Origin of the sequence: Vibrio sp. AH4, from assembly GCF_030710545.1 — a bacterium.
Classification (GTDB): Bacteria; Pseudomonadota; Gammaproteobacteria; order Enterobacterales; family Vibrionaceae; genus Vibrio; species Vibrio metoecus.
The window spans coordinates 841,401-854,464 of sequence record NZ_JALAIV010000001.1 but is presented as its reverse complement, the minus strand read 5'-3'; the positions used below and the strand labels follow the sequence as shown (position 1 = coordinate 854,464).

The 13,064-nt window shown below is 48.2% G+C and carries 13 protein-coding genes; 8 read left to right on the top strand and 5 right to left on the bottom strand.

The genetic code is table 11. The features are described from left to right. Positions 1–55: 55 nt before the first annotated feature. The 5 genes from MKA69_RS04070 to hemN all read left to right on the top strand — a co-directional run bounded on the left by MKA69_RS04070 (position 56) and on the right by hemN (position 4,087). A complete protein-coding gene (locus MKA69_RS04070) occupies positions 56–673 on the top strand; it encodes a cytochrome c (RefSeq protein ID WP_000731849.1) in 618 nt (205 codons plus the stop codon). Positions 674–875: 202 nt separating this feature from the next. After that, the gene (locus tag MKA69_RS04065) at positions 876–1,514 is read left to right on the top strand and encodes a class I SAM-dependent methyltransferase (RefSeq protein WP_000555166.1); all 639 of its coding nucleotides are present in this window, start codon (positions 876–878) and stop codon (positions 1,512–1,514) included. Then, positions 1,514–2,062, top strand: a complete 549-nt coding sequence (gene yihI / locus MKA69_RS04060; RefSeq protein WP_055028139.1) for a Der GTPase-activating protein YihI — start codon at positions 1,514–1,516, stop codon at positions 2,060–2,062. The genes MKA69_RS04065 and yihI overlap by 1 nt, the downstream gene beginning before the upstream one ends. A 9-nt stretch (positions 2,063–2,071) precedes the next feature. Continuing rightward, positions 2,072–2,560 carry a DUF2489 domain-containing protein gene (locus tag MKA69_RS04055; RefSeq protein ID WP_055033080.1) on the top strand — a complete coding sequence of 163 codons (489 nt, stop codon included), beginning with the start codon at positions 2,072–2,074 and terminating at the stop codon, positions 2,558–2,560. 138 nt (positions 2,561–2,698) lie between these two features. Continuing rightward, the gene (gene hemN, locus MKA69_RS04050) at positions 2,699–4,087 is read left to right on the top strand and encodes an oxygen-independent coproporphyrinogen III oxidase (RefSeq protein WP_305847542.1); all 1,389 of its coding nucleotides are present in this window, start codon (positions 2,699–2,701) and stop codon (positions 4,085–4,087) included. A gap of 65 nt (positions 4,088–4,152) precedes the next feature. Here hemN and MKA69_RS04045 read toward each other — a convergent pair whose 3' ends face one another. The 4 genes from MKA69_RS04045 to hemC all read right to left on the bottom strand — a co-directional run bounded on the left by MKA69_RS04045 (position 4,153) and on the right by hemC (position 8,297). Next, positions 4,153–5,349, bottom strand: coding sequence for a heme biosynthesis protein HemY (locus tag MKA69_RS04045; RefSeq protein ID WP_305847541.1), 1,197 nt, complete (start codon positions 5,347–5,349; stop codon positions 4,153–4,155). After that, positions 5,346–6,551: a uroporphyrinogen-III C-methyltransferase gene (locus MKA69_RS04040; RefSeq protein WP_305847540.1), complete on the bottom strand. Its 1,206-nt coding sequence runs from the start codon at positions 6,549–6,551 to the stop codon at positions 5,346–5,348. Before MKA69_RS04040 ends, MKA69_RS04045 begins: the two co-directional genes overlap by 4 nt. A 19-nt stretch (positions 6,552–6,570) precedes the next feature. Then, positions 6,571–7,299 carry a uroporphyrinogen-III synthase gene (locus MKA69_RS04035; RefSeq protein WP_000217504.1) on the bottom strand — a complete coding sequence of 243 codons (729 nt, stop codon included), beginning with the start codon at positions 7,297–7,299 and terminating at the stop codon, positions 6,571–6,573. A gap of 62 nt (positions 7,300–7,361) precedes the next feature. After that, entirely contained in the window at positions 7,362–8,297 is a 936-nt protein-coding gene (gene hemC, locus MKA69_RS04030; protein WP_000141027.1) for a hydroxymethylbilane synthase, read from the bottom strand. Between the two features lie 353 nt (positions 8,298–8,650). Here hemC and MKA69_RS04025 point away from each other — a divergent pair, with 353 nt between their 5' ends. Next, positions 8,651–11,182: a class I adenylate cyclase gene (locus MKA69_RS04025; RefSeq protein ID WP_305847539.1), complete on the top strand. Its 2,532-nt coding sequence runs from the start codon at positions 8,651–8,653 to the stop codon at positions 11,180–11,182. An 87-nt stretch (positions 11,183–11,269) separates the two neighbouring features. Here the strand turns inward: MKA69_RS04025 and cyaY are convergent, their stop codons facing one another. Next, positions 11,270–11,584, bottom strand: a complete 315-nt coding sequence (gene cyaY / locus MKA69_RS04020) for an iron donor protein CyaY (protein ID WP_001005954.1) — start codon at positions 11,582–11,584, stop codon at positions 11,270–11,272. Between cyaY and MKA69_RS04015 the strand changes: the two genes are divergently transcribed. Together MKA69_RS04015 and lysA are read left to right on the top strand one after the other, a co-directional pair. Further along, positions 11,564–11,776 (top strand): lipoprotein, encoded by a 213-nt coding sequence (locus tag MKA69_RS04015; protein WP_170938038.1) that lies wholly within the window; start codon positions 11,564–11,566, stop codon positions 11,774–11,776. The genes cyaY and MKA69_RS04015 overlap by 21 nt on opposite strands. Before the next feature lie 32 nt (positions 11,777–11,808). Continuing rightward, positions 11,809–13,062, top strand: coding sequence for a diaminopimelate decarboxylase (gene lysA / locus MKA69_RS04010; protein WP_305847538.1), 1,254 nt, complete (start codon positions 11,809–11,811; stop codon positions 13,060–13,062). Positions 13,063–13,064: the final 2 nt, after the last annotated feature.

The window sequence follows — 13,064 nt, the reverse complement described above, 5'->3', positions numbered from 1 at the left end:
CATGAGTGGTACCCCAGAGTGGTACTGGAAGCTTGATAATTATAAATGGAATGTCATGAAGAAATTAGCGCTAATCTTGAGTGTTTTAGCCAGCTGCTCTGTATGGGCCCAAGGTAGTATCGAAGCTGGTAAAGCCAAATCTCTAACCTGTGCTGCCTGCCACGGTGCAGACGGTAACAGCCAATTAACTATTTACCCTAAACTGGCAGGGCAACATGAGAAGTACCTTGAAAAGCAACTCAAGGAACTGAAACTGGGTGCTGCTAGCGGTGGAAAACAAGGTCGTTACGATCCGGTAATGAGTGCTATGGCAATGCCATTGAGCGATGAAGATATTGCTGATTTGGCGGCGTATTTCTCCTCACTACCGACGGCTGCGAATACCACCCCTGAAGATGTCGTGGCGCAAGGTAAGGTTCTGTATACCGCCGGTGATGCTTCGCGTGGTTTGACGGCTTGTGTGGCGTGTCATGGCCCACGTGGTGACGGTACGGAGTTGTCCGGCTTCCCGAAAATTTCTGGCCAGCATGCTGACTATGTTAAAGCACAGCTAGAGAAATTCCGTTCAGGAACTCGTGCTAACGATATGAACGAGATGATGCGTGATGTGGCGCATAAGCTGACAGATACGGATATTGATATCCTATCGAAATACGTAGGTGGCCTGCACTAATTCGGCAATACGAGCAAAAAATACCAAACAGCCCTAGTGACCTTACTAGGGCTGTTGCTTTTCTGGCGCTGAGAATCTTATCTCTCCCCCTTACTCCATGTGATTTTGCGTTTTTTGTTTAGGTTGATGAGAAAATCGCCTTTTACACTCCACTCTAAGGGGAGTTTCTGGTATGTTGCGCATCCCGTTGGAGGAGGTCAGCATGCATTCGTGCCCGTTATGTCACAGTGAAAACAGCCAAGCGTATTTTGTAGATAAGCATCGTCGCTATTTTCAATGTCAGCAGTGTGCGCTGGTGTATGTCGATCCTGAGCAACGCTTAAGTGCGGAGCGAGAAAAAGGCTTCTATGACTTGCATCAGAACATTCCTAGTGATGAAGGCTATCGACGCTTTTTATCACGAGTCTGTTCGCCTATGCTTGAGAGACTGCCTCCCCAATCTCAAGGGTTAGATTTTGGCTGTGGGCCTGGTCCCACCTTATCGCTGATGTTAGAAGAAGCCGGACACTCCGTGGCGTTGTACGACATTTTCTATCATCCGGATACTGAGGTGTTAAACCGCCAATACGATTTTATGACTGCGACTGAGGTGATTGAGCATCTGCACGATCCTCACCGAGTGTGGCAGCAATGGTTAAATTTAGTTAAGCCAGGCGGCTGGATTGGTCTGATGACAAAAATGGTCAAAGACTTGGACGCATTTGCTGGTTGGCACTACAAAAATGATCTCACTCACGTGATCTTTTTCAGTCGTGCCACATTTCAGTATCTGGCGGAGCGGGATAAGCTCGAACTTGAATTTATTGGTAATGATGTAATTTTACTGAGGAAACCCCAGTAATGAGTCGCTCAAAGAAATCGAGAAAACCGGGTACCAACAGTAACGACCAACTGGTCGTGGTACGTACACGCAGCGAATCCGAAGTGGAGAGCCGTCTGCGTAAAAAACTGAAAAAGCGCAAAGGCTTAAAGTCAGGTAGCCGTCATTCAGAAAGCACTGAAAGCCAAGTGCGCCAAGGGACGCAGAAACGTGACCCACGTTTGGGCAGTAAAAAGCCTATTCCGTTGGTTGTTGAAGCACCGAAAAAACTCAACAAGCAAGAGCGTAAACTGGCGGCAGAGCAAGAACTGGCGATGTTGGAAAAAGATGCACAACTGAATGTGTTGCTCGACCGACTCGACAACGGTGAGAAGCTAGGCATTGGCTTGCAGAAATACGTTGATGAGAAGCTGGATCGTATCGAAGTGCTGATGGAGCAATTGGGTCTACTGGACGATGAGCCAGTGGAAGAGCCAGCACCACAAGCTAAACCAAGTAAAAAACGCAAAACGGAAGAGGATTTACTCTCCGAGTTTGAACAACTGGATGTCGATAAGTACCAAGATTAAGGAGCGATGATGAACGGGATGCTACTTGCCAGCGTAGGTGGTGCCATTATCGTGGCGCTCGCCAGTTACGCGGCCTATTTGCTGTGGCAAGTGAAAAAACAGCAAACGCTGCAGTTGCAACATCAGCAGCTAGCGATTGAAAAGCGTAATGCGAACATCTTTGATAGCGTAAATATTCTTTGCATGGCGGGGATTCAAGGGCAGTGTGATCTGTCGGAGATCAGTATCCGTGTTTATTGCATTATGGATTATGTGCAAGGTGAGCAGCGCATCAATTTTGAACAAGAGTATCCTGCAATCTCTGAGCTTTATCATTTGGTGAAAGACATGGCGCGCGGTGATGCACGCCAAGCATTACCCAAACAAGAGCGAATGAAGCAGAATCTGGAACGCACCAAAGCTGAAAGCCGTCTGCAAGAGGCAATCATTGATGAACTCACTGCTCTCAAGCAGCGTATCCAGCCGCTGAATAACCAAATCGCGATTCAAATGGTGTGAAACTAACTCGAAAGGGTGAGTGATCGCGCTAGCAGAATCGAATATTTTGTTGCCAAATCCTGTTCTGCTGCCCGACGTCGGTCAATGTCGTGTGGCAGAATAGCCCGTCAAGAATTGAGCAAAACGGAAAGATTCACTATGTCGTCGTATGTCGTACCCAGCCAACAGATCGTTTGGGATCAGGCCATTTTGGATAAGTACAACTACTCCGGTCCGCGTTACACTTCATACCCGACTGCGGTTGAGTTTCATGAAGCCTTCACCATCGCTGACTTTGATATGGCTTGTACTCAGTACCCAGAGCGCCCGCTGTCGCTTTATATCCATATCCCGTTTTGCCATAAGCTTTGCTATTACTGTGGCTGTAACAAGGTCATTACTCGTCACTCGCACAAAGCAGACGAATATCTTGATGTGCTTGAGCATGAAATTCGCCAACGCGCCTCTCTGCTGACAGGAAGATATGTGACTCAGCTGCACTTTGGCGGTGGCACACCGACTTTCCTGACCAATGCACAGATTAGCCGCTTGATGACGCTGCTACGCAGCGAATTTCATTTTACGGATGACGCTGAAATCAGCATTGAAATCGATCCGCGTGAAATTCAGTTAGAGGTGCTTGACCATCTGCGCCAAGAAGGCTTTAACCGAGTCAGCATCGGGGTGCAGGATTTTAATAAAGAAGTACAGAAGCTGGTGAACCGCGAACAAGATGAGCAGTTTATTTTTGCTCTGGTAGAGCGTGCCAAACAGCTTGGTTTCCGCTCGACCAACCTCGATCTGATTTACGGCTTGCCTAAACAAACCGCAGAAACCTTTGCCCAGACGTTGCAGCAAGTGCTCACGATGAAGCCGGGGCGCTTGTCGGTGTTTAACTACGCGCATATGCCGCAACTGTTCGCGGCGCAGCGCAAGATTAAAGATGCGGATTTACCTGCCGCCGAAGAGAAACTGGCGATTTTACAGCAGACGATTGCCACTCTGACTGGCGCGGGTTATCAGTTCATCGGTATGGATCACTTTGCCTTGCCGGATGATGAGTTGGCTGTTGCTCAACGTAACGGTATTTTGCATCGTAACTTCCAAGGCTACACCACCCAAGGTGAGTGTGACTTAGTTGGCTTTGGGGTTTCCGCGATTTCTATGGTGGGCGATGCGTACGCGCAAAACCAGAAAGAGCTGAAAAAATACTATGCACAAGTCAATGAGATGCGTCATGCACTGTGGAAAGGTGTGGCGCTCGATAAAGATGATTTGCTGCGCCGTGAAGTGATTAAGCAGCTGATTTGTAACTTCAAGCTTGATAAAACCGAGATTGAGCGCGAGTTTAATCTGCGTTTCAATCACTACTTCCGTCAGGATTTAGCTCTGCTACAAACCTTCATTGACGACGAGTTGGTGACGGTGGATGAAAAAATGATTGAAGTGACTCTGCGTGGTCGTTTGTTAATTCGCAACATCTGTATGTGTTTTGATAAATACCTGCGTGAGCGGGCGCGTCAGCAGCAGTTCTCACGAGTCATTTAAGACTGCATAAGAAACAACAAGGCCACCGCATGCGGTGGCCTTGTTGTTTCTTATGCTATGTAGTATCAGGATGACTGAACGGAAGGTGACTCCAGCAAAGAGAGCGCTTTACGAGAAACATCGTGTGCGGCACGCGTGAAATTCTGCTTTTCTAATGCATCGGCTAGATAAGCATAGTCGGAGACACAGGAACGTAGAGACAGCGCTTTTTCGAGATGTTTCTGCGCATCAGCCCAATGTTTCTCACGCAGATACAGTTGACCCAAAGCGCTATGTGCTTCCGCATTATTGCTATCGCGGCGCAGGGCATCTTCCAGCACAGCGATCAGGGGATGGCGATCAGAGATATTGAGCTCTGGCAGCAGGGCATACAGCTCAGCAGTCGGCTGTTTTTTCAAGCTCTCTTTGATCACTGAGAACGCCTCATAATCGGCTTTGCGTTCAATGAGCTGAGTGATGAAACACATCAACAATTCAGGCTCAGCTTTTAACTTGCGTGACATCTGCGCCCAATGCTGCACCAAACCTTCACTGCCTTTTTGGCTGGCAATGCTTTGTAACATGCCACGCTGAGCGGTAAGTTCAAGCTGCTGCGCTTCTTCATTGGTCAAACGTTTGGCCTTCATCAGTTTGGGAAGCAGTTCCAAGAGCGGCTGCCATTGGCCTAAGGCTTGGTAGCACTGTTTAAGCAGGTTCAATACCACAGTATTGTGTGGATGGCTGTTTTGCAGTTGCGTTAAGGTGGTCAAGGCGGCGGTATTATCGCCATCGCTGAGTTGTTGTTTCGCGCGTGTTAGCTCTACTGCTAATGTGGCGTTGTCCTGCTGCGCCGCCAGTGCTAAATAGTGATCGCGTTTCGCTCGATCACCCATGCCATTCGCAGCTTCCGATGCGACGAGATAACAGAGCAGCGGCATATCGTGATGGTTAGCCCATCGAGTGACTTTTTTCTCGGCTTGTTTCCAATCACCTTCAAGCAGTTTGATGATTCCTTCGTTGGTGTAGCGGCGCGAGCGGCGTAGCTTACGCACGCTGAACCAGTTCCATGTATGAAAACTGGTATAGAGAATTTTTTTCACCAAAAATTCAAGGGCAAACAGCGCGGCTAACGCAGCGATGATAAAGATCACCAGCGTGGTGACACTCATTTCGATAGTGCGATTGGCAATTGAGATCAGCACATAACCTTGCTGGCCAGCGTATTGAGTGCCGACAAACAGGCCAAGACCGAGCACGACAAATAGGAAAATCAGTCGAATCATTGCTGCGCCTCCGTAGTGATAGGAGAAACACTGCGGCGCAAGCGTTCGGTGATCACATCGGCTAACTGCTGCTGAGTTTGCAGTTTCACGGGATAGTTAACCTGTACCTGTTGTTTTGCGAGCAAAGCTAACTCAGCATTAAACGCTTGCACAGCTTTGTCTCCACGATTAAAGAAAGAGGCTGACCACTGTTCAGCGGTATTGAGTGAGGTGACGTACAGCGTTTGTTGTTCGGTGTACACCCCTTTGATTGCCGTTTCTAACTTGGCTTGCAGGTTCTCTTTTAAATAAAAATGCTGAGTTGGGGAGAGCAGAGGGATCACATTGCCATCACGAGAACGGAAAGTAATGAAGTTATCGGCAAAGGCTTTGAGTGAGCTTTTCAGGTTCGTTTGCCAATCATTGATGTTTTCCGATACGGCTGGATTCTCCTGTGGTTGATCGGCGGGCAGGATCGCATTAGCCAGCGGTAAGCTGTCGACTTGTTGCTGCAAACTGATCAGACGCAGCACTAAACCATCACGATCAATCAGTGGAATGTTTTTCAGTGCTGTGATGTCGTTGGCCATTGCCTTACGCAGTGGTGTTAGGCTTGGGTCATTGAGTGCAGCAATGCGCTGGTCGGCACTTTCCATCAATTGGGTTGCGGTTTCCGCATCATGCTCAAGAAACAGCTTACGACCCGCCAGTTTTACCAAATAATCGGCTTCCGCGAGGAGCCAATCATTCGGGCGGCGACCTTTAATATCCGCCACTGCGAGCTGCAAACTCTCAATACTTTTTTGCTGTTGTTCCAGTACGGTTTCTGCGCGATGAGTAATTTCTGTGGCTTGCGAGGTGGCACTGGCTACGGTTTGCTTAAGCTGTTCGTTGAGTGCTTCGCGGGTTTGATTCAGTTCGGCACGTATCGCTTGCAGCTCATTATTCAATTGGGCTTTCTGTTGTTGGTGTACATAAGCAAAGCCTGCACCGAGTGCTAAAACCAGTAGCAAAGCGACACTGGCCAGTTTTTTACCCTGATTATTGGGCGTTTGAGCCGGAGTTTGTGGTTGCGGCTGCGGGTTAGCGACTTTCTCGGCTGCCAGGTCTGATTGAACGGAAGCGTCGGCTTTTGATTCATGCTCGGTCGATGAAGTCTCGATAGGCGAGGGCACACTGGCTGTGGTTTCAGGTTCTTGTTGCGGTTTATTGTTGTTGGTCATTGCTCAGAGTTCCTGTTGGTTAGGGCATTAATGCCACCATTAAATCGCGATTGGCGGCACTTGGCGTCGTCACAATGCGATGAAATCCTAGGTTATGGGCGTGTTCAGTAATGCGCTGGCTAGGCACTAGCAAGGTTAACTGCTGTGCCCACGGCAGATAGCCGTCATTTAACTGGCTAACAAAAAAAGCCAACTGTTCGCTACTGGTGATCACCAGTGAACTGACTCCAGCGTGTTGCCATTGAGGAACACACTCTGCGGCAGAAAAAGGCAGCTCACTTCGACAATACGCTTCTTGATAGCGCACCGTTGCACCTCTTTCCACTAAGGTGGAATAAATCAGTTCGCGGCCACCATTGCCCCGTAATATCAATATCCTCTTACCTGCGACATGGCGTAATGCCTCTAATGCGAGCAGGTGTTCACTATCACTTATTTCTGGATAGTCTACTGATTGTTGGCAGGCTTTGCTGAAAACATGCGCGGTTTTTTGACCAACGGCAAGGTAAACCGCATGATTTGGCCAACAAATTCGCCGATGTTGCAGAAATTGGTCACTGAAGGTCACCGCATGTTGGCTGACCGCAATGATGATATCAAATGAGGATAAATCCTCTGCCAACTCAGGAAGTTGAGGGCTAGCGGAGATAGAGATCAGAGGATGATGCAGGGCTGTGATGCCCTGCTGCTGAAGAAGTTGGCACAGTTCAATGCCTTGCTCATTGGGACGAGTGACCAGTACTGTCATAGCACCCTCAATCAGTTACAGATGGGATGAACCATCTTGCGACTTATTATTCATGCTCGCCTTTATTCGTGTTCACAATAGAGACGGTCTAGAATCTCTTTTGCGCCTTGCTCAAGTAGCTGCTCTGCCAGAGTAATGCCGAGCTGTTCTGCTTCAGAACGTGGGCCACGAATTTCACCACGAACGATTTGTGAGCCATCGGGTTCGCCGACTAGAGCGCGCAGCCAAATATGGTCACCTTCAAGTAATGCATAGCTACCAATCGGCACCTGACAGCCACCTTGTAGAGTCAGGTTCATCGCGCGCTCACAGCGCACGCGATCCGCGGTGTCGGTATGGTTGAGTGGCGCAAGCAGTTCACGCACACGTTGGTCATCCAAACGACACTCAATGCCGACCGCACCTTGACCAACCGCGGGCAGCGACTGTTCAGGTTCAATGAAGTTACGAATGCGGCTCTCAAGTCCCAGTCGTTTTAGACCGGCGGCAGCTAAGATAATCGCGTCGTATTCACCCGCATCGAGCTTACTCAAGCGGGTTCCCACGTTGCCGCGCAGCTCTTTGATGACCAAATCTGGGCGTGCTGATTTGAGTTGGCATTGACGACGCAAGCTACAGGTACCCACAACTGCGCCTGAAGGCAGATCATCAATCTTGGCGTAGGTATTGGAAACAAAGGCATCGCGTGGATCTTCACGCTCGCAGATGGTGACTAAGCCAAGACCTTCAGGAAAATCAACTGGCACATCTTTCATCGAATGTACGGCTAAATCCGCACGGCCTTCGAGCATGGCGACTTCCAGTTCTTTGACAAACAGACCTTTGCCACCCACTTTGGCGAGTGGGGTATCCAAAATCACATCACCACGCGTCACCATAGTGACCAACTCCACTTGCAGTCCGGGATGGGCGGCCATTAAGGCGTCTTTAACATAGTTGGCTTGCCATAAAGCCAGTGGACTCTGGCGGGTTGCAATGCGAATCGGCGTCTCGGTCATTATGATGTTCCTATCCATCTGTCTAAAATCGTCTAATCCTATCACTTGGGGATAAAAATACTTACAACTAGTTCTGTTACGGATGGTTTCGTATCGAAGAATGCAGCATTAGGATGGAATAGTGTGATTGGCTTCGCATTTATTCATTTGTCTATGATTACAAAGTACAATTTAGCAACAACACTGTAATCATTTAGGTGATCGTTTGCGGAGAAGTGCCAACTTGGTGTGATGTGCTTCCAAGAGCGCTTTACCAAATGGTTAAGAAGTGTTAAATTGATCACGTTTTGTTGGCATGGTCGCGTAAAACATAATCAAAAAGCGGCTTGTATCTGTTATTCAGGGAAGCAACCTTGCAGGCTTATACTCAGACCTTAATCCATCGACTTGATAAGCTAAACCGGCAACGTATTGAACGTGCGCTGGCTCTTATGGATTTGCAAAGCCAACGTGTTTTTCATTTAATTCCCGCGTTATTCCAATTTAATCATCCCCTGATCCCCGGTTATTTTTCTGCAGATACCCCTTTTGGTATTCATCTCTTTGTCGCTAATGAAATTCAGCAGCAGTTTATCGATGATGCCCAATTGACGCTCGGCGCATCGTTAACTCAATCGGTGAATCCTGAGATTTTGGGTCTGTATACGATGGGGAGTACCTCATCGATCGGTCAAAGCATCTCAAGTGATCTGGATATTTGGGTCTGTGTCTCTGCTCACATGAGTTGTGAAGCGCGCGAGAACCTCTCCAGTAAATGTCTACTCATTACCGATTGGGCGAAAAGTCAGGGTGTCGAAGCCAATTTCTTCATCATGAATGAAGAGCGTTTCCGCCATAACCATTCCGAAGCGTTAACCGGTGAAAACTGTGGTTCATCACAGCATTTATTGTTGTTGGATGAGTTTTATCGCTCTGCGGTGCGCCTAGCGGGTAAGCGACTGCTGTGGCAAATCGTGCCGCCAGAAATGGAAGAGTGCTACGACGAATATGTTCACGAGCTCTGTTCAAATGGCTATTTGAACTGCAACGAATGGATCGATTTTGGTAAGTTGAACCGCATCCCTGCTGAAGAATATTTCGGTGCGAACTTGTGGCAGCTGTATAAAAGTATCGACTCGCCTTATAAGTCGGTATTGAAGGCGATCCTGCTTGAAGCCTATTCGTGGGAGTACCCACACACTCAACTGTTGAGCATTGATAGCAAACGACGTTTCTTTGCCGATGAGCCAGACCTGTATGGGATGGACTCTTACTATCAAATGCTAGAAAAAGTGACCCGCTATTTAGTGCGGATTGGTGACACTACGCGCCTTGATTTAGTGCGTCGCTGTTTCTACCTCAAAACCCATGAGAAGCTATCGCGAGATCCTGGGATCGGTTCGATGCCATGGCGTCGCGAGGCTTTGCGTGAACTCACCAGTGAGTGGCAGTGGGACGCAGATTTGATTGCAGAGCTCGATAACCGTCGCCACTGGAAAGTGGAGCAGGTGAAAGTGGTACACCATGCCCTGCTTGATGCGTTGATGCTCAGTTATCGTAACCTGATCCAGTTTGCACGCCGCAATGACATTACTTCGGCGATCAGCCCGCAAGATATCTCAATTCTGGCGCGTAAACTCTATGCCGCGTTTGAGGTGTTGCCGGGTAAAGTCACACTGCTCAACCCGCAAATTTCGCCTGATTTGCATGAGCCCGATTTAAGTTTTATTGAGGTCTGTGCCGGACGCACCAATAAGCCCGGTTGGTATCTCTATAAACAGCCATTACAGGCACAGCGCTTGATTGGTCAGCCGTATCTTGAACACAACGAATACCTGAGTAAGTTGGTGGCATGGGCGTTTTTTAATGGCCTGATCACTGAATCCACGCGCTTGCACGCCGTGGTGCGTGAAGCTCAGTTGGATATCGACAAGTTCTATCAGATGGTGAGCGATCTGCGTAACACCTTCTCTTTGCGTAAACGTCGTCCAACCATGCAAGCATTGGCTAATCCTTGTGAAATTAGCCAGCTCGCCATGTTCATCAATTTTGAGCATGATCCGACGAGTGAGCTGAGTGGTAAAGCACTGAAAGTCGATCTGAAAAACATCGATATTTTCAGCTTCGGTGCGGAACAAAAATGCTTAGTTGGCAGTGTCGATTTAGTGTATCGCAACTCGTGGCAAGAAGTGCGTACCCTACATTTTGAAGGCCAAACGGCGATGCTCGATGCCTTGAAAACGGTTCTGGGAAAAATGCACCAAGATGCGTTGCCGCCAGAATCGGTCGATGTGTTCTGCTATAGCAAAAACTTGCGTGGTGTGATGCGTAACTTGGTTTACCAACTGTTGGCCGAGTGCATCGATTTGCGTCTCAAGCCGATGGAACAAGAGAAGCGTCGCCGTTTCAAAGCACTGCGTATGGCCGACCAAATGTATGGATTGTTCTTCGAACGTCGTGGTGTTTCGGTTCAAAAATTGGAAAACTCGGTCGATTTTTATCGCAGTATTTCGAGCAATAAACTCAAAGGTTCCCCTTTGTTGATGCTCGATCGCGATGAAGATTATCCTTTACCTGCAGTGGTGGATAGTTTTGCCAGCGAAGGCTTGGTGCAGTTTTTCTTTGAAGATACGGAAAAAGGCTTCAACATCTATGTGTTGGACGAAGCCAACCGCGTTGAGGTGTATCACCAGTTCAATGGCGAAAAAGATGAGATGATTGCCAGCGTCAACAGCTTTTATACATCGATGTTGGATGACAGCAGTAAGCTGGCGGCGAAAAGCATCAACTTCAACTTGCCGCAGTATTACCAAATTATTCACCCAGAAGAGGGTGAAACGTATGTGGTGCCGTATCGTAACGACAGCGCCGTGTATTCCAAGCCTTCGCAAGTGGTCAATGCCTAAGCTTGTTAAGCCTCTGATTTTCTGAATAATTCCTTATAAAAAAGAGCACCCATGTGCTCTTTTTTATTGCATGACAAGTGCGCCAACTTAAGCCCAATCAATTGGCTCATCGGCGTGTTTATCACACTCTTGTTTTAGCAAAGTGAGCAACTCAAGCCCGGTTTTGGAGCATATCCACTCGCCATCAATCCACTTGAAATGGTAGCCGCCGGATTTCGAGGCTAACCAAATTTCACGCATGGGTTCTTGGCGGTTAATGATGATTTGGCTGCGGTCATCAAACTCCAAGGTCATCACATTGCCTGAGGTTTCGTAGTCGATATCGGCACCGGCCTCATCAATCGCCGCTTCTATACGCTCTAGTTGGCTGTCGACGAGTTGATGAAATTCAGTTTCGTTCATCCTATCTATCCTATTGCTTTTCCTAATCGTGGTGCGATTATAGGGGGCATTGATTCAATAAGCACGATATGCAAAATGAAAAAGAAATTCACTGCACTGTTTTTGTTGTCCATGCTCGCACTGGCGGGATGTGGGCAAACTGGGCCACTTTATATGCCTGATGACGCAAAACAAAGCGAGCAAAGTCAGTAAATCACGCGACTAAGAACAAAAGGGAAAGCATTTTGGATTACTTCAATTATCAGGAAGATGGTCAGTTGTGGGCTGAGCAAGTTCCACTCGCCGATTTGGCAAACCAGTACGGTACACCACTTTATATTTATTCAAGAGCCACGCTTGAGCGCCATTGGCATGCGTTTGATAAGTCAGTCGGGGGTTACCCGCACCTGATTTGTTATGCCGTGAAAGCCAACTCTAACCTTGGTGTATTGAATACTTTAGCTCGTTTAGGCTCTGGGTTTGATATCGTTTCGGTCGGTGAATTGGAACGTGTACTGGCGGCGGGCGGTGATTCGAGCAAAGTGGTGTTTTCTGGCGTTGGTAAAACCGAAGCCGAGATGAAACGTGCGCTGCAATTGAAGATCAAATGCTTTAACGTGGAGTCAGAACCTGAACTGCATCGCTTGAATAAAGTCGCGGCAGAATTGGGTGTCAAAGCGCCAATTTCACTGCGCATCAACCCAGATGTGGATGCCAAAACGCACCCTTACATTTCCACTGGTTTGCGTGATAACAAATTCGGCATCACGTTTGATCGCGCTGCAGAAGTGTATCGCCTCGCGCACAGCTTGCCGAATCTTGATGTGCATGGCATTGACTGCCATATCGGCTCGCAACTCACCGCGCTGGCTCCGTTTATTGATGCAACTGACCGTTTGTTGGCGTTGATTGATTCGCTCAAAGCGCAAGGTATTCATATTCGTCATTTGGACGTTGGTGGTGGCTTAGGCGTAGTTTATCGTGACGAACTTCCCCCACAGCCTTCTGAATACGCCAAAGCCTTGCTGGATCGCCTTGAGCGCCATCGTGATTTGGAACTGATTTTTGAACCGGGACGCGCGATTGCGGCTAACGCAGGTGTGCTGGTGACGAAAGTTGAGTTTCTCAAACATACGGAACACAAAAACTTCGCAATCATTGATGCGGCGATGAATGATTTGATTCGTCCGGCGCTGTACCAAGCGTGGCAAGACATCATTCCACTGCGTCCACGCCAAGGTGAGGCACAAACCTATGATTTGGTGGGGCCAGTGTGTGAAACCAGTGACTTCTTAGGCAAAGATCGCGACTTAGTGCTAGAAGAAGGGGATTTGCTGGCGGTGCGCTCTTCTGGTGCGTATGGTTTTACCATGTCTTCAAATTACAATACTCGTCCCCGTGTTGCTGAAGTGATGGTTGATGGTAATAAAACCTACTTGGTGCGTCAACGAGAAGAACTCAGCAGTCTGTGGGCGTTGGAATCGGTTTTACCAGAGTAAAG